At 71.0% G+C, this 16,795-nt stretch carries 14 protein-coding genes and 1 pseudogene; 5 read left to right on the top strand and 10 right to left on the bottom strand.

The window, feature by feature from the left end; translation table 11 throughout:
- Positions 1-23: 23 nt before the first annotated feature.
- On the bottom strand, positions 24-1,682 hold the full coding sequence (locus ACIBNA_RS12205) for a glycoside hydrolase family 13 protein (protein WP_399165125.1): 1,659 nt from the start codon (positions 1,680-1,682) through the stop codon (positions 24-26).
- Between the two features lie 140 nt (positions 1,683-1,822).
- On the bottom strand, positions 1,823-3,094 hold the full coding sequence (locus ACIBNA_RS12200) for an ABC transporter substrate-binding protein (protein ID WP_399165124.1): 1,272 nt from the start codon (positions 3,092-3,094) through the stop codon (positions 1,823-1,825).
- 121 nt (positions 3,095-3,215) lie between these two features.
- On the opposite strand from ACIBNA_RS12200, the gene ACIBNA_RS12195 reads away from it, so the two are divergent.
- From ACIBNA_RS12195 to ACIBNA_RS12180, 4 genes are all read left to right on the top strand, one after another.
- The gene (locus tag ACIBNA_RS12195) at positions 3,216-3,731 is read left to right on the top strand and encodes a PadR family transcriptional regulator (protein ID WP_399165123.1); all 516 of its coding nucleotides are present in this window, start codon (positions 3,216-3,218) and stop codon (positions 3,729-3,731) included.
- Positions 3,728-4,483 carry an ABC transporter ATP-binding protein gene (locus ACIBNA_RS12190; RefSeq protein ID WP_274815482.1) on the top strand — a complete coding sequence of 252 codons (756 nt, stop codon included), beginning with the start codon at positions 3,728-3,730 and terminating at the stop codon, positions 4,481-4,483. The genes ACIBNA_RS12195 and ACIBNA_RS12190 overlap by 4 nt, the downstream gene beginning before the upstream one ends.
- Positions 4,484-4,567: 84 nt before the next feature.
- Positions 4,568-6,973 (top strand): ABC transporter permease, encoded by a 2,406-nt coding sequence (locus ACIBNA_RS12185; protein ID WP_399165122.1) that lies wholly within the window; start codon positions 4,568-4,570, stop codon positions 6,971-6,973.
- Between the two features lie 36 nt (positions 6,974-7,009).
- The gene (locus tag ACIBNA_RS12180) at positions 7,010-7,441 is read left to right on the top strand and encodes a hypothetical protein (protein WP_399165121.1); all 432 of its coding nucleotides are present in this window, start codon (positions 7,010-7,012) and stop codon (positions 7,439-7,441) included.
- A 46-nt stretch (positions 7,442-7,487) separates the two neighbouring features.
- Here ACIBNA_RS12180 and ACIBNA_RS12175 read toward each other — a convergent pair whose 3' ends face one another.
- The 3 genes from ACIBNA_RS12175 to ACIBNA_RS12165 all read right to left on the bottom strand — a co-directional run bounded on the left by ACIBNA_RS12175 (position 7,488) and on the right by ACIBNA_RS12165 (position 11,004).
- Positions 7,488-7,919: a hypothetical protein gene (locus ACIBNA_RS12175; RefSeq protein WP_399165120.1), complete on the bottom strand. Its 432-nt coding sequence runs from the start codon at positions 7,917-7,919 to the stop codon at positions 7,488-7,490.
- 118 nt (positions 7,920-8,037) lie between these two features.
- A complete protein-coding gene (gene pgi / locus ACIBNA_RS12170) occupies positions 8,038-9,690 on the bottom strand; it encodes a glucose-6-phosphate isomerase (RefSeq protein ID WP_399165119.1) in 1,653 nt (550 codons plus the stop codon).
- A 69-nt stretch (positions 9,691-9,759) separates the two neighbouring features.
- Positions 9,760-11,004, bottom strand: a complete 1,245-nt coding sequence (locus tag ACIBNA_RS12165; protein WP_399165118.1) for an MFS transporter — start codon at positions 11,002-11,004, stop codon at positions 9,760-9,762.
- Positions 11,005-11,323: 319 nt separating this feature from the next.
- Here ACIBNA_RS12165 and ACIBNA_RS12160 point away from each other — a divergent pair.
- A pseudogene (locus tag ACIBNA_RS12160) lies at positions 11,324-12,525 on the top strand (IS110 family transposase).
- 233 nt (positions 12,526-12,758) lie between these two features.
- On the opposite strand, the gene ACIBNA_RS12155 reads toward ACIBNA_RS12160, so the two are convergent.
- The 5 genes from ACIBNA_RS12155 to gap form a co-directional block, all read right to left on the bottom strand.
- Positions 12,759-13,094 carry an RNA polymerase-binding protein RbpA gene (locus ACIBNA_RS12155; RefSeq protein ID WP_003976875.1) on the bottom strand — a complete coding sequence of 112 codons (336 nt, stop codon included), beginning with the start codon at positions 13,092-13,094 and terminating at the stop codon, positions 12,759-12,761.
- Positions 13,095-13,317: 223 nt separating this feature from the next.
- The gene (secG, locus tag ACIBNA_RS12150; protein WP_005477937.1) at positions 13,318-13,548 is read right to left on the bottom strand and encodes a preprotein translocase subunit SecG; all 231 of its coding nucleotides are present in this window, start codon (positions 13,546-13,548) and stop codon (positions 13,318-13,320) included.
- A gap of 101 nt (positions 13,549-13,649) precedes the next feature.
- The gene (tpiA, locus tag ACIBNA_RS12145) at positions 13,650-14,426 is read right to left on the bottom strand and encodes a triose-phosphate isomerase (protein ID WP_399165117.1); all 777 of its coding nucleotides are present in this window, start codon (positions 14,424-14,426) and stop codon (positions 13,650-13,652) included.
- A 6-nt stretch (positions 14,427-14,432) separates the two neighbouring features.
- Positions 14,433-15,644 carry a phosphoglycerate kinase gene (locus ACIBNA_RS12140; RefSeq protein WP_399165116.1) on the bottom strand — a complete coding sequence of 404 codons (1,212 nt, stop codon included), beginning with the start codon at positions 15,642-15,644 and terminating at the stop codon, positions 14,433-14,435.
- A gap of 142 nt (positions 15,645-15,786) precedes the next feature.
- Entirely contained in the window at positions 15,787-16,794 is a 1,008-nt protein-coding gene (gene gap, locus ACIBNA_RS12135; protein ID WP_010039682.1) for a type I glyceraldehyde-3-phosphate dehydrogenase, read from the bottom strand.
- Between the last annotated feature and the right edge of the window lies 1 nt (position 16,795).

Here is a 16,795-nt window from a genome sequence, read left to right as displayed (position 1 = left end):
CGGGGAGTTGACTTGCGGGGTGTTCAGGAACGGATCCACCAGGCGGCCGTCGAGCCGGAGAGGACTCCGGGCGGGCAGGGGCCGCTGGCGAGCAGGGGGGTGCCGGAGACCGGCGCGGGGGTGGGCGCGGTACCGAAGTTGACGGCGCACACCAGGTCGTCGCCGCGGGTGAAGGCCAGGACGCCGGGCGGGGAGTCCAGCCAGCGCAGCGTGCCTTCACCCAACTGGGGCAGGGCGGCGCGCAGTTGGAGGCCGTCGCGGTACAGGTGCCAAAAGGAGCGGGTGTCGGCGAGGGCCCGGTCGGTGGCGTACTCGGCGAAGTACTCCGGCTGCGGCAGCCACGGCTTGGCGCTCTGCTCACCGGAGGTGAAGCCGAACGGCGAGGCCTGCCCCGACCAGGGCAGCGGCACCCGGCATCCGTCGCGGATCCGGGCCCGGCTGCCGGTACGGCGGAAGATCGGGTCGGTGAGCACGTCGTCGGGCAGGTCCACGACCTCGGGCAGGCCGAGCTCCTCGCCCTGGTAGATGTACGCGGCTCCGGGCAGCGCCAGCATCAGCAGCGCGGCGGCACGGGCGCGGGCGGCGCCGAGGCCGCTGCCCTCGGTGGCGGGTTCGCCGTAGCGGGTGACGGTGCGGACCTGGTCGTGGTTGTTGAGGACCCAGGTGACGGTCGAGCCGGTCCCGGCGATGTCCTGCATGGCCTCGGAGATGACCTTCTGGAAGGCGTCCGGGTCCCAGGGGGCGCTGAGCAGGTCGAAGAAGAAGGCCTGGTGCAGTTCGTCGGGGCGGACGTACTGCGCGTGCTCGCGGGCGGTCGGGACGGAGACCTCGCCGACGAGCAGGCGTTCGCAGTCGTCGCGCTCGGTGTACTCCTCGCATATGGAGCGCCAGCGCCGCCACACCTCGTGCACCTCGGGCTGGTTCCAGGCGAGCGGGTTGACCGAGTCGCGGGTGCGGGCGTCGGCCTCCGGGTCGTCGGAGTCGGGCAGCTCCGGGTGCTTGAAGAGGCCGGCGGCGACGTCGATGCGGAAGCCGTCGATGCCCCGGTCCAGCCAGAAGCGGAGGATGCGGTCGAACTCGGCGGCGATCTCGGGGTTGCGCCAGTTCCAGTCGGGCTGCTCGGGCGCGAACATGTGCAGGTACCACTGGCCGGGCCGGCCGTCGGCCTCGGTCACCCGGCTCCAGGCGGGGCCGCCGAACATGGAGTGCCAGTTGTTGGGCGGCTCAGCGCCCTCCGGGCCGCGGCCGTCGGCGAAGTGGAAGCGGGCGCGGGCCGGGCTGCCGGGCGGGGCCGCGAGCGCCTCGCGGAACCAGGGGTGCTCGCTGGAGCAGTGGTTCGGGACGATGTCGAGCAGCACCTTGATGCCGAGCCGCCGCGCGGCCCCCACCAGCAGGTCGAACTCGGCGAGGTCGCCGAAGAGCGGGTCGACGTCGCAGTAGTCGGCCACGTCGTAGCCGTGGTCGTGCTGCGGCGAGGGATAGAAAGGGCTCAGCCAGATCCCGTCGACGCCGAGCTTCTTCAGGTACGGCAGCCCGGCCCGGACGCCGGCGAGATCGCCGACGCCGTCGCCTGTGCTGTCGAGGAAGCTGCGGACATACACCTGATAGATCACTGCGTCACGCCACCAGTGGTGCCTGTTCAACCCATCGACCTGTCTCTGAGGAGGGCAGCGGTTATGCATGCATGTTAAGTAGGCGTGTCGAGAGGGTGTCAATGAAAAGGCGGAAGCTACCGAGGAGTTGATGTGGCGCAATCCAGCATCTATCGGACATATCTCACTCGAATGAGATGTCCGCGTTACCTAACAGGTAAGTAGAAGCACTATCGACGCGAGATGACGGCGAGCTCCCGCGCCAGGCGGCGTACCGCCGCCGTGGGCGTCTCGCGCCCGGCCATCGCGTCGTGCACGACCGCCTGCACGACCAGGCTGACCTGGTCGTAGCGCGGGCTCTTGGGGCGCGGCTCGGCCGTGCGCACGCTCTCGCGCAGGGTCGGCAGGTACGGGAACCTGCGGATGAGCGCGGGATCCTCGTAGAGATCGGCCCGGACGGGCGGCAGCGCGCCGCGCGTGAGGACCTGGCGCTGGACGCGCTCGCTGGTGAGGTAGGCGATCAGGCGGGCGGCCGAGTCGGGGTGCCGCGCGTGCGCGCTGACGGCCAGGTTGGAGCCGCCGAGGACACTCGTCCCCGGCCCGTCCGGTCCAGGCAGGGGCACTGCGCCGACCTTCCCGGCGACCTCCGAGCCCGGGGCGGAGGCGCCGACGTAGGCGTACGGCCAGTTCCGCAGGAAGAGCAGCCGGCCGTCCTGGAAGGCCTGCTTGGACTCCTCCTCCTTGTACGTCAGCGCTTCCTTCGGGATCCAGCCCTCGCGCACCCCGCGCGCCAGGAAGCCGATGCCCTCACGCGCCGCCGCCGAGTCGACGGTGACGCGCTCGCCCTCGTCGCCGAGGATCGAACCGCCCGCCGAGTAGACGGCCTCTGCCGCGTTGACGGTGAGGCCCTCGTACGGCAGGAACTGTCCGGCGTAGCCGTCGAGGCCGTACTTCGGGGCGACGGTCTTCGCGTACCGCTCCAGCTCCGCCCAGGTGCGCGGCGGCTGCACGCCCTCCTTCGCGAGGACGTCCTTGCGGTAGAGGAGCAGGCCGGCGTTGGTGACGTACGGGACGGCGTAGAGCTGTCCGTCGTAGGTCGCCGTGTCCACGACCGGCGGGAGGAAGGTCTTCAGGGGGAAACGGTCGCGCGGCAGCGGCCGGATCCAGCCCGCCGCGGCGAACTCCGAGGTCCAGTTGACGTCGATGTTGAGCACGTCGAACCGGCTGCGGTCGCCGTCGCGCAGGTCGGTGGCCATCTGGGCCTGGGTCTCGTCCGCGGAGTCCGGCAGCTCGACGAGGGTCACGTTCTCGCCGGGGTGGGTGCGGTTCCAGCCCTCCAGCAGAGGGCCGAGGTAGCCGGTAAGGTCTCCGGCGGTGGCGAGGGTGAGCGGTCCGCGGCCGCCGCCGGCAGGCTCGCCCGCCTGCGCTCCGGCGGCGACGTAACCGGTCAGGACCACGACGAGAACGAGAAGGCCCCTACCCGCGGCATGGATCCACCGCATAGGTTCCTCCCTGTACACCGGCGACGGGCATCTTCGCCCGGAACAGAGGCCATGTATACCTGTTAGGTATGGGCGATACTAGGGCCTGGAGCACATTGGACCGGACAGGAGGACTGCACGCGTGCGCCTGCCCCTCCTGGCTCTCCTCGCCCGCGGCCCCGCCCACGGCTACGAGCTCAAGCAGGACCTTGAGCAACTGCTGGGCTCCGCGTACCCTCAGCCGAACGTCGGCCAGATCTATGTGACCCTCGGCCGCCTCGAGAAGTCGGGACTGATCGAGGGCGAGGACGTGGCGCAGTCCAGCCGGCCCAACAAAAAGGTCTACCACCTCACCGACGCCGGGCGGGAGGCGCTGCGCGCCTGGTTCGAGGAGCCCGAGGACGAGCCGCGGGTGCGGGACGAGTTCTTCATGAAGCTGGCGCTCGCTCCGCAGACCGGGCTCGCCGATCAGATCTCCCTGATCAACCAGCAGCGGCGCCAGTACCTGAACACCATGCGGCAGCTGTCGAGGCTGGCCGCCGCCGAAGATCGCGACAACCGCATCGGCCACCTGCTGATCGAGGGCGCGATGCTGCACCTGCAAGCCGATCTCGACTGGCTGGAGCGGTGCCAGGAAGAGCTGGAGGAGCTGGAGTGAGCGACGACCGTCCCGCTCCTGTGCTGCGCGCCGAGGGGCTGGTGAAGACGCACCACGGCGAGGGCGCGCCCGCCCATGCCGTGCGCGGGGTCGACCTGTGCGTACGGCCCGGCGAGTTCGTGGCGATCACCGGCCCGTCCGGCGCCGGGAAGTCGACGCTGCTGCATCTGCTCGGCGGACTCCAGCGGCCGGACGCGGGCAGGATCTGGCTCGACGGCGAGTCCACCGACACCTACAGCGAGGCCCGCTGGGCGGTGGAGCGCCGGAAGCGGATCGGGATCGTCTTCCAGTTCTTCAACCTCGTGTCCAACCTGTCCGTCGCCGACAACGTGGAGCTGCCCGCCCTGCTCGCCGGGACCTCGCCGAAGCGGGCCCGGGCCGAGCGGGAGCAGCTGCTGGCCGAGCTGGGCCTTGTGGGCAAGGAGCGCAGCATGCCGGGCGAGCTGTCCGGCGGTGAGCAGCAGCGGGTCGCCCTGGCCCGGGCCCTGGTCAACCACCCCCCGCTGCTGCTGGCCGACGAACCCGCGGGCAGCCTCGACAGCAAGGGCACCCGCGAGGTGATGCGGCTGCTGACCCGCTTCCACCAGCGCGGCCAGACGATCCTGCTGGTCACCCATGACGCCCGGCTGGCGAGCGCCGCGGACCGGGTGATCAGCTTCTTCGACGGCCGGATCGCCGACGACGCGGAACTCGACGGCGGCACACCGCCGCGCCGGGCCGGCATATCCGGTGTGCTGGAACTCAGGGACTGACATGCGGGTGTACGACGACTGCGCCCTGTGCGGAAGCCGGGTTCACGACGGCTGCGCCCTCTGCGGGCCGGGGGGCTGAGGCCCGTGCGAGCCACCCTGCGCTGGGCGCACTCCGATCTGCGCACGCACCGCGGCGAGGCGCTGTTCCTCGTCCTCGCCACCGCGGGCATCGTCGCCTCCCTGCTGCTGGCCACGGCCCTGTTCGGGTACGCCACCAACCCCTGGCAGCGGGTCTTCACGCAGTCGCACGGCGCGCACGTGTGGCTGCACACCGACACCGGGGCCGACACCGGGAAGCTGGCCGGGCTGGACGGTGTCGACTCCGTCGCCGGCCCGTACCCCACCGCCGCCACCACCGTCGTCTCGCGCGGCAGCCGCGCCGCCGTCGAGCTGCGCGGCACTGAGCAACGGCCGTCCGTCGGCCGCCCGCCGGTCGTCTCCGGCCACTGGCTGGACCCCGCGACTCCCGACGGTGTGGTCCTGGAGAGCCGCCTCGCCCTCGCGCTGCTGGCCGAGCCCGGTGACACCCTCACCGTGCCCGGCACCGCCCGCGAACTGACCGTCGTGGGCCTCGCCGACAGCGCCGAGCCGCGCTACCGGCCCGGTGAGCAGCCGGGCCTGGTGTGGGCGCTGCCGTCGGCCGTGCCGGATCCCGGCGGCCAGGTGATCGGGCTGCGGCTGACGGATCCCGGCGACACGTCCTACGTCGTCCAGCGCGCCGTGACCGTCCTGGGCGCCGGGGCGATCGGGGAAGTGTCCACCTGGCAGCAGGCCCGGGCCGAGGCCCAGGGCGACAACCGGCTCCTCGGCCAGGTGCTGGGCCTGTTCGGGCTGGGCGCGCTGGTCGCCGCCGGACTCGCCGTGCACGGGGCGATCGGCACCCGCATCCGCGGCCACCTGCGGGACCTCTCCGTGCTGAAGGCGATCGGCTTCACCCCTGGCCAGGTGGTCCGCGTCTTCCTGCTCCAGCACCTCGCCTACGCCCTGCTGGGTGCCCTGGCCGCCGCCGCGCTGGCCGAGGCCCTGGGCAGCCGGATCCCGGGGCGGCTCGGGGACGCGGTGGGCGTGTGGCAGGGGCTGCCCGGACACACCGTGGCGCTGTTCGTGATCCCGGTGGGCGCGGTGCTGTTCATCGGCGCGACCACCGGGCTGGCCGCCTGGCGGGCGGGACGCGTGCCGCCGGTGCCGGTGCAGCGGCCTGCGGCGGCCCTCGGCGGGCGGTTGTCCGGGGCGACGGGCCGGGCCCTCGGACCGCGGCCCGCTGCGGCTCCGCCCGGTGGGCGGCCGGCCGGCGGACTGCGCCGCGTCCTCGGGCTGCGGCCCGCGGCTCCCCGGACCGGGCAGCTCTCCGACCTGGCACGCCGCGCCCTCGGGGCGCGGATTCCGCCCGCCCTGGTGCTGGGCTGGCACAAGGCGTTCAGCCGCCGCCCCCGGTCCCTCGCCACCGTCGCCCGTCTCACGCTGCCGCTGCTGCTGATCGTCGTGGCGATGAGCGCGTGGACCACCATCGACCGTTTCCACAGCACACCCGAGCAGATCGGCCTGCCGACCGCCCTCAGCGTCCGCGCCGACGCCGGCCTGAACGAGCGGCAGACCCGGGCTCTCCTGGAACGCGACCCGAAAGTGGCCGCCGCCTACCCCGGCGTGGAGACGGCCGCCCTGGTCCCGGGCCAGACGGCGACCATCGCCCTGCGCGGACTCGGCACCGACCAGGACCCCTACCCCTACACCCTCGCCGAGGGGCGCCCCGCCCGCGGCGCCGACGAGGCCGTGGCCGGGCAGGGACTGCTCGACCTGCTGGACGTGCGCGTCGGCGACTGGGTGCGGATGACCGTCGGCGACCAGCCGCAGATCCTGCACATCGTGGGCCGCAGCATCGAGCCGGAGAACGCCGGCCGGGTCATCTCCACGTCCCTCGACACCCTCCGCGCGAACGACCCCGGCCTGCGCCCGACCCTCTACGAGCTGCGCCTGGACCCCGGTGCCGACCCGCGGGAGGTCGCCGACCGGCTGGCCACGGCCGGGCGCGGACACCTGGACGTGCACACCGTGACCAACCCCGCCGACGGGCTCTCCCCGCTGCGCGCGGTCGTCGCCGGGCTGATCGCCGTCCTCGCCCTCATCGGGCTCATCGAGCTGCTGACCGCGATCGGGGGCACCGTCCGCGAGAGCGAACGGGACCTGCTCGCGCTGAAGGCCATCGGCCTGTCCCCCCGGCAGATCACGGCCATCACCGTCACGGCCACCGGCTGTACGGCACTGGCGGCCGTGCTCGCCGCCACCGCCCTGGGCCTGCCGCTCGCCCACTGGCTGATCGACGCCCAGGGCAGGTCGAGCGGCATCGGCGCCGGGATCGCCCAGGGCCCGTCCGCCCCGCTGATGCTGCTGCTCGGGACGGCGGCGGTCCTCTGCGCGGCCGCACTGGCCGCCGTGCCCGCGGCCCGCGCGGCCCGCCGCCGACTCGCGGACACACTGAGCGCGGTCGCCTGACGTCCTGACCGCTGCGGGGAGTCAGCTCCCGTAGGGGTGCCGCGGGTTGTACGGCGGCTGCGGATGCGGATGCGGGGCGTACGGGTGCTGCCCGCCCGGCGCGTGCGGATGGCCGTACGGGTTCCCCTGCGGCGGCAGGTACGGCGATCCCGCGGGGGCGTCCCCGGAGGCATCGGCGGGACCGGCCCGGGTGCGGGCGTCGGTGCCAGAGTCGCCGGATGGGCCTTCAGCCGGATCCCGTACCGCCGCTTGAGCCGCCCCATCTCCAGCAGCGCGATGGCGGTGACCGTCACCGGAGCGCCCAGGATGAAGACGATCCCCAGGGTGAGGCTCAGCCCGTGCAGATCACCGGTGACGAGGTCCGGGACGGCCACCAGCCAGCTGGTCACCATGGCGAGCAGCGGCGGCAGACAGCGGTGCGTGGCAGCCGTGCCGAAGAAGTTGCCGGAGACCCGCACCGCCCCGTAGGCCGTGAAGCTGAGCATCCACATCATCGTCAGGCCGACCCCGATGATCACGGCGGGGTCGCCGACCCGTTCACCGTCTGCACCAGCAGCAGCAGGGCGGCCACGCATCCGACGAACAGCAGGAGCAGCAGCAGGGAGTTGAGCAGCGGCACCCGCAGCTGCCGCACCGTGCCGCCGCGCCGCCAGATCCAGAGCATCGCCCCGACCGTCAGCGGCGTGAGGAAGAGCAGGACGACGGAGACCGTCATCGCGTTCTCCAGCAGCTCCGTGAAGTCGAAGCCGCCCTCGATGAAGGTGTAGACCCCGAGGGACGCGACCGCCCCGGCGATGACCCGGAACTTCTTCAGCCGCTCCACGGACGGATCGACCGGCTGTGGTATCCACGCGGGGTGGAACACCACCCGGGCCACGTCCTGGGGCTTCAGGACGGACCGGACCGTCAGCGTGCCGCCTGTCCAACTTCCGCGTGCGCGTGCCATTTCGCGCTCCCCCGAGCACTCGCCGTGATGATCGTCCGGGAGTCTACGGGCAGCGGAGGGGCCGCCGCCGGGCGGTGGGCGGACAGCGCGCCGCCGTCCGCCTCCCGCCCGGCGGTCGTCACTGCCTGCCGCGCAGCTCCCGGTACGTGGCGACCAGCGCCTTGGTGGAGGCGTCCAGGCCCTCGACCTCGGCGCCCTCCGTCAGCGCGGGCTCGACGCGCTTGGCGAGGACCTTGCCCAGCTCCACGCCCCACTGGTCGAAGGAGTCGATGTTCCACACCGCGCCCTGCACGAACACCTTGTGCTCGTAGAGGGCGACCAGCTGGCCGAGGACCGACGGCGTCAGCTCGGGAGCCAGGATCGTGGTCGTCGGGTGGTTGCCCTTGAACGTCTTGTGCGGCACCAGCTCCTCCGGCACACCCTCGGCCCGCACCTCCTGCGGGGTCTTGCCGAAGGCGAGCGCCTGCGTCTGGGCGAAGAAGTTGGCCATCAGCAGGTCGTGCTGCGCCTTGAGCCGGTCGCCCAGCTCGGCGACGGGCCGGGCGAAGCCGATGAAGTCCGCCGGAATGAGCTTCGTGCCCTGGTGGATGAGCTGGTAGTAGGCGTGCTGCCCGTTGGTGCCCGGCGTGCCCCACACCACCGGCCCGGTCTGCCACTCCACCTCACGCCCGTCCCGGCCGACGTACTTTCCGTTGGACTCCATGTCGAGCTGCTGGAGGTAGGCGGTGAACTTGGACAGGTAGTGGCTGTAGGGCAGCACCGCGTGCGACTGGGCGTCGTGGAAGTTGCCGTACCAGATGCCCAACAGCCCCAGCAGCAGCGGCACGTTGGACTCGGCGGGCGCGGTGCGGAAGTGCTCGTCGACGATCCGGAAGCCTTCGAGCATCTCCCGGAAGCGGTCCGGGCCGATCGCGATCATCAGGGCGAGACCGATCGCGGAGTCGTACGAATAACGGCCGCCGACCCAGTCCCAGAACTCGAACATGTTGGCCGTGTCGATGCCGAACTCGGCGACCTTCTCGGCGTTCGTCGACAGAGCCACGAAGTGCTTGGCGACGGCGGCCTCGTCACCGAGCGCGTCCAGCAGCCAGCCGCGCGCGGACGTGGCGTTGGTGACCGTCTCGATGGTGGTGAAGGTCTTGGAGGCGATGACGAACAGCGTCTGGGCCGGGTCCAGATCCCGCACCGCCTCGTGCAGGTCGGCGCCGTCCACGTTCGACACGAAGCGGACCGTCAGGTCGCGGTCGGTGAAGGCGCGCAGCACCTCGTACGCCATCGCGGGACCCAGGTCGGAGCCGCCGATGCCGACGTTGACCACGTTCCTGATGCGCTTGCCGGTGTGGCCGGTCCACGCGCCGGAGCGGACACGGTCGGCGAAGTCGGCCATCTTGTCGAGCACCGCGTGCACGCCCGGCACCACGTCCTCACCGTCGACCTCGACGACCGCGTCCCGCGGCGCCCGCAGCGCGGTGTGCAGCACGGCCCGGTTCTCGGTGGTGTTGATCTTCTCGCCGCGGAACATGGCGTCCCGGAGCCCGAACACGTCGGTGGCGGCGGCCAGTTCGCGCAGCAGCCGCAGGGTGTCGTCGGTGACGAGGTGCTTGGAGTAGTCGACGTACAGGTCGCCGACCCGGAGGGTGTACGCGGTGCCGCGGCCGGAGTCGGCGGCGAACAGCTCGCGCAGCTGGACGTCGCCCAGCTCTTCACGGTGCTTGGCCAGTGCCGTCCACTCGGACGTCTGGTTGAGCCTGGTACGGCCGTCTGCGTTCATCTCGGACTTCAGCCTTCTTTCCTGTCCTGCCTGCGTACCTTGCCCCGCTGCCGGTCCCAACCTAATTGATCAGCGCGTGACATCGGCTGTCGTGGCGCCGTCGTCCGGCTCGGCAACAACTACGTTCACCTTGAGCGCGGGTATCAGCGCGATGACGGCGAGGACGAAGAAGGCGGCCGTGAGCAGGGGCGGGGTGTTCGGCCCCCAGGCGGTGGCGACGGCCCCGCCCAGCAGGGCGCCGAGGGGCACGCCGGCGAAGGCCAGGGTCCTGAAGGCCGAGCTGACCCGGCCCAGCTGTTCGGCGGGGCTGCGCTCCTGCATCAGTGTCGTCGTGTTGACGTTCCACACCATGCCCATGAGCCCGAAGACGGCCAGCGCGCCCACCAGTACTGCCAGGCTGCGCACGGTGCCCATGACGACGAGGGCGGCGGTCTGCACCGAGCCGGCGAACAGCACGGACCGCAGCCGGCCGAGACGCGCGACCAGCCGGCCGTTCGACACTCCCCCGGCCAGGCTGCCCAGGGTGAAGGCCGCGCCCGCCGCGGCGTATCCCGCGGGACCCGCGCCGAGCCAGTCGGTGACGAGGACGACCAGCATGGCGAGCTGGGTGCCCATGCCGATGTTGCACAGAGCGGTGGCGGCGCACAGGCCGCGCAGCGCGCGGTCGCGCCACAGGGTGCGCAGCCCCTCCGCGATCTCGCGGCGCAGGGTGCTGCCCGCCGGTCCGGGCTTCCGGTCGGACTCGGCGGCCGGCAGTGAGGCGATCAGCGCGGCGGCCACCAGGAAGGTCACGGCGTCGGCCGCGAACGGCACGGCCGCCCCGGCCGTCAGGAGCAGCGGCACGACGGGCCCGCCGAGCAGGCCGCCCGCGATGCGCTGGCCGGTCAGCAGCCGGGCGTTGGCACTGCCGAGAACGTCCCGGTCGACCAGAGCGGGCAGCAGTGCCGTCGCGGCGTTGTCGAACAGGGTCTGGAGGGTGGTCAGGGCGAAGGCCAGCACGATGAGCAGGCCGATCGAGGCGTGACCGAGGGCGACGGCCACCGCGAAGGCGGCGACCAGCAGCCCCCGTAAGGCATCCACCCTCCACATGGCCCGCCGCTGGTCCACCCGGTCGGCGACGGCCCCGCCGAGCAGGCCGAAGACGATCCAGGGCAGATAGCCGCAGGCCGTGACGGAGGCGATGAGCAGCGGCTCGTCGGTCAGCGTGACGGCGAGCAGGGGCAGCGCGGCCGTACGCAGCGCGTCACCGAGACTGGACAGCACGGCGGCGCTCCACAGCCGTCCGAAGCCCCCGCGCCACGCGGGCGCGCGCATGCTTCCCACCTCGACCGTCGCCACTGTTCCCCCTCACGGTTCGCCCGATGCACAAACCGTAGAGGGCACCACTGACAATCGGTCCGCGAGCAGCGGTCCGCCGGTGCTCAAAGCAGCTCCGTAAGTTGTTCGGTGGCCCGGGAGGGTCGGATGTGGCTTCAAAGCAGCTTGCCGACCGTGGCTCGGCTGGAGTGGCCGTCCGGCCCTCCGGGGCGCCCTGGTCGCTGATTGAAATACGCGGAACGCGTCGCTGTTTACGGAGCTGACGACGGGGTGTCCTACGGGCCCGACGGCAGGAACTCGGCTGCGGGAGGGACACGTGAGCAAACAGCGGGCCCGGATATGGGCCGGTATCGACGCGGGCAAGGGCCATCACTGGGCCGCAGTGGTCGACGAGACCGGCGCGACCCTGTGGTCGAAGAAGATCGAAAATGACGAGTCGGCGATCCTGACCGCGCTCGGCGAGATCCTGGACCTGGCCGACGAGGTGCACTGGGCGGTGGACATCTCCAGCAGGTCCTCGGCACTGTTGCTGGCGCTGCTGGCAGCCCACGGCCAAAGGGCCGTCTATGTGCCCGGCCGCACCGTCAACCGCATGGCAGGCGCCTACCGGGGCGAGGCCAAGACAGATGCCCGCGACGCCTACGTCATCGCCGAAACCGCCCGCCACCGACGGGACTTCGCCACTCTCGACGTGCCCGCGCAGCTGGCCGCCGACCTCGCGCTCCTGACCGCCCGCCGCACCGACCTGATCACCGACCGGGTGCGAACGGTCAACCGGCTACGCGACGTGCTCACCGGCATGTTCCCCGCTCTGGAGCGCGCCTTCGACTACTCGGCCCGCAAGGGCGCGCTGGTGTTGCTGACCGGCTACCAGACCCCGGCCGCCCTCCGCCGACGCGGCTTGACTCGCCTGACAGCCTGGCTGGCCAATCGGGGTGTCCGCGACGCGGACAACGTGGCCGTCGCGGCCGTGGAAGCCGCCCAGGCCCAGCAGACCGCGCTGCCCGGCGAGGACACCGCCGCACAGATCGTCGCCGACCTGGCGATGCAGATTCTGGCCCTGGACGACCGGCTGGGGCGCATCGACCGGCAGATCCGCGACTCCTTCCGCACCCATCCACAGGCCGAGATCATCGAGTCTCTGCCCGGCATGGGCCCCGTTCTCGGAGCCGCGTTCGTCGTCGCCGCGGGCGACCTGACCGCCTACGCCGACGCCGGCCACCTTGCCTCAGCCGCCGGGCTGGTCCCTGTCCCACGCGATTCCGGCCGGCGCACCGGCAACCTGCACCGCCCAAGCGCTACAGCCGCCGCCTGCGCAGAGTCTTCTACCTCTCCGCTCAGACCAGCATCGTCCGCGACGGCCCGAACCGGGAGTACTACCTCAAGAAACGCGGCGAGGGCTGCAAACACGTCCAGGCCGTCATCGCCCTCGCACGACGCCGCACCAGCGTGCTGTGGGCTCTCCTACGCGACGACCGAGCCTTCACTTCCAGCCCACCCACCACACAGACGGCCTGACTCAGCCCGACGGCAAAGAACCGGCAGCATGGTTGAGGCCAGTGGGGGTCCAGCGAGGCACACACGCGCCTGATCCGTCGGCGTGCCCGCCATCGTGGCTGGCTTTCGTCGGCTGAGGCACAACGATCTCAAGACGAGGTGCTACCCGCACGGGGCAGAGGGCGCCCTACGGCCTTGACTCAGCCATTGAAACTCCGGCCGGGCACCTGCTGGTGCCCGGCCGGTCTCAACTCCTAGATTTCGCCCCGCAGTTTGGCGAGCGCCTCGGCGAGGATCGCCTCGCCGTCCGCGTCGCTGCGCCGCTCCCGCACGTACGCCAGGTGTGTCTTGTAGGGCTCGGTGCGCGGCGGGTCCGGCGGGTTGTCCCGGTCCTGGCCGGCCGGAAAGCCGCAGCGGGGACAGTCCCAGGTTTCGGGCACCTGCGCGTCGCTGGCGAAGCTCGGCTGGGTCTCGTGTCCGTTGGAGCACCAGAAGGAGATGCGCAGCCGCGGCGCGGACTCGCCGCGCTCGGCCTCGCCCATCGGCCCCGCCCCGACCCGGCTTCCCCGGATCGCGTTGCCACTTGCCACGGTCGTAACTCCCTGCGTGATGGTGCCGCGAAGCGAGTCGGCGTTCCGCTTCGCTGCGAGCGCCTCAGTCTACGTAAGGCCCAACGCGCGTCCAGTGATTGGAGTTACAACCCTCACACCTAGACGCAAGCCCCATGATAGGCCGCGCTTTGCCGCGCGTACCGAACATGGGGCCTTACGTACGTATCGCGTACGTACGTATTGCGTGCGTAATGCGGGCCGGTCAGTTGTTCACCTTCATCAGGATGCCGAGCACGATAATGCACGCGAACCAGAGCAGACCGACCACGACGGTGATCCGGTCGAGGTTGCGTTCGGCGACCGAGGAGCCGCCGACGGAGGACTGCATGCCGCCACCGAACATGTCGGAGAGGCCGCCGCCCTTCCCCTTGTGCATCAGCACCAGCAGCATCATCAGCAGGCTGAAGACGATCAGGGCGATCGAGAACCCCAAAACCACGGCTGGACCAACTTCCTCGGATTCGGATGGACGACGCGGGGCCCAGCACAGTGCTGGACCCCGCAAGGGTACGACGGATCGCGCCTACCGCATACTCACTGGTCGCGGAAGCGCACGATCTTGACGAACTCGTCGGCGTCCAGCGAGGCGCCGCCGACCAGGGCGCCGTCGATGTCGGCCTGGGCCATGATCTCGGCGACGTTGCCGGACTTCACGGAGCCGCCGTACTGGATGCGGACCTTGTCGGCCACGTCCTGCGAGTACAGCTCGGCGATCTTGCCGCGGATCGCCGCGCAGACCTCCTGGGCGTCCTCGGCACCGCAGACCTTGCCGGTGCCGATGGCCCAGACGGGCTCGTAGGCGATCACGATGGTCTCGGCCTGCTCGGCGGAGAGGTCCTTCAGACCGCCCTCGACCTGGGCGAGGGTGTGGGAGACGTGGTTGCCCGCCTCACGGACCTCCAGCTCCTCGCCGACGCACAGGATGGGGGTCAGGCCGTGCTTGTAGGCGGCCTTGACCTTGGCGTTCACCAGTTCGTCGGTCTCGGCGTGGTACTGACGGCGCTCGCTGTGGCCGACGGCGACGAACGTGCACTTCAGCTTGGCCAGCATGGGGCCGGAGATCTCGCCGGTGTAGGCACCGCTGTCGTGTGCCGAGATGTCCTGGGCGCCGTACTTGATCTTGAGCTTGTCGCCGTCGACCAGGGTCTGCACGGAACGCAGGTCGGTGAAGGGCGGCAGGACGGCGACCTCGACGGCCTCGTAGTCCTTGTCGGCCAGGGCGAAGGCGAGCTTCTGGACGTGGGCGATGGCCTCGAGGTGGTTGAGGTTCATCTTCCAGTTGCCCGCCATCAGCGGCGTGCGCGTGCTCATAAGGGGTCAGTCCTCCAGTGCGGCGAGGCCGGGGAGCGTCTTGCCCTCGAGGTATTCGAGGGAGGCGCCGCCACCGGTCGAGATGTGGCCGAATGCCGTCTCGTCGAAGCCCAGGGTGCGCACGGCGGCGGCGGAGTCGCCGCCGCCGACCACGGTGAAGCCCTTGGATTCGACGAGGGCCTGGGCGACCGCCTTGGTGCCCTCGGCGTAGTCGGGGTGCTCGAAGACGCCCATGGGTCCGTTCCAGAAGACGGTGGCGGCGTCGGCGAGCTTGGACGCGTACAGCTTGCGGGTCTCGGGCCCGATGTCGAGGCCCATCTGGTCGGCCGGGATGGCGTCCGCGGCGACGGTCGTGGGGTGGGCGGCAGCCTTGGTCTTCAGGTCCGGGAACTCGGTCGCCGTCAGGGCGTCGACGGGCACGACCAGCTCGACGCCGGTCTTCTCGGCCCGCTCGAGGTACTCCTGGACGGCCGGGATCTGGTCCTCCTGGAGGAGGGACTTGCCGACCTCGTAGCCCTTGGCCTTGAGGAAGGTGTAGGCCATGCCGCCGCCGATGAGGATGCGGTCGGCCTTGCCGAGCAGCTGGTCGATGACGGCGAGCTTGTCGGAGACCTTGGCGCCGCCGAGGGCGACGACGTAGGGCCGCTGGAGGTCCTCCGTCAGCTTCTTCAGCACGGCGACCTCCTTGGCGATGAGGTAGCCGGCGGCGTGCGGCAGCCGGGCCGGGAGGTCGTAGACGGAGGCGTGCTTGCGGTGCACGGCGCCGAAGCCGTCGCCGACGTAGAGGTCCGCGAGGGCGGCGAGCTGGTCGGCGAAGGCGCCGCGCTCGGCGTCGTCCTTGCTGGTCTCGCCGGCGTTGAAGCGAAGGTTCTCGACGACCGCGACCTGGCCGTCGGCGAGGGCGGCGACGGTGGCCCGGGCGGACTCGCCGACCGTGTCGGTGGCGAACGGTACGTCGGTGCCGAGGAGTTCACCGAGTCGGGCGGCGGCCGGGGCGAGGGAGAAGGCCGGGTCCGGGGCGCCCTTGGGGCGGCCCAGGTGCGAGGCGACGACCACCCGGGCGCCCGCGTCGGCGAGGGCCTTGACCGTGGGCACCACGGCGCGGATCCGGCCGTCGTCGGTGATGGTGGTGCCGTCCAGCGGCACGTTCAGGTCGGCACGGACGAAGACCCGCTTGCCCGCTACCCCTTCGGAGAGGAGTTCATCGATCGTCTTCATGAGGGGACTCCTGAAAGAGCTCGTGATCGCTCGTAAGCGCTCGTGATCGAACAGCTCTGATCTGTACGTGAGTCAGGGCTCGGACAGCGCATTCTCGCGCTGCCCGAGCCCTGCTCTCACATGGACGTGCCGGCTCCGTGGATCAGAGCTGGTTGCCGACGAAGACCGTCAGGTCGACGAGGCGGTTGGAGTAGCCCCACTCGTTGTCGTACCAGCCGATGACCTTCACGTTCTTGCCCTCCTGGACCATGGTCAGGGAGGAGTCGAAGGTGCAGGACGCCGGGGCGTTGACGATGTCGGACGAGACGATCGGGTCCTCGGTGTACTCGAGGATGCCCTTCAGCTCGCCCTCGGCGGCCTTCTGGAAGGCGGCGTTGACCTCTTCCTTGGTGACCTCGCGGCCGAGCTCGAGGACCAGGTCGGTGACCGAACCGGTCGGGACCGGGACGCGCATGGCCATGCCGTCCAGCTTGCCCTTGAGCTGCGGGAGGACCAGCGCGGTGGCCTTGGCGGCGCCCGTGGTGGTCGGGATGATGTTCTCGGCGGCGGCACGGGCGCGGCGCAGGTCCTTGTGCGGGAAGTCCAGGATGCGCTGGTCGTTCGTGTACGCGTGCACCGTCGTCATCAGGCCCTTGACGATGCCGAAGTTCTCGTCGAGCACCTTGGCCATCGGCGCCACACAGTTGGTGGTGCAGGAGGCGTTGGAGATGACGTGGTGGTTCGCCGGGTCGTACGTGTCCTGGTTGACGCCCATCACGATGGTGACGTCCTCGTCCTTGGCCGGAGCCGAGATGAGGACCTTCTTGGCGCCGCCGGCGATGTGCTTCTCGGCGTCGGCCTTCTTGGTGAAGATGCCGGTCGACTCGATGACGATGTCGACGCCCAGCTCGCCCCAGGGGATGTCGGCCGGGTTGCGCTCGGCGAGGACCTTGATGGTCTTGTCGCCGACGGTGATGGTGTCCTCGGTGTGCGAGACCTCCTGCTTGAGGCGGCCGAGGATGGTGTCGTACTTCAGCAGGTGAGCGGTGGTCGCGGTGTCACCCAGGTCGTTGACAGCCACGATCTCGATGTCTGCACCCTGCTCCAGCAGCGCGCGGAAGTAGTTACGACCGATGCGGCCGAAGCCGTTGATGCCTACGCGGATCGTCACG

This window comes from Streptomyces sp. NPDC050164 (assembly GCF_044459945.1).
In the GTDB taxonomy this organism is placed as follows: Bacteria; Actinomycetota; Actinomycetes; order Streptomycetales; family Streptomycetaceae; genus Streptomyces; species Streptomyces coeruleorubidus_A.
The sequence above is the reverse complement of the archived record's forward strand: the minus strand, read 5'-3'. Positions and strand labels throughout refer to the sequence as shown.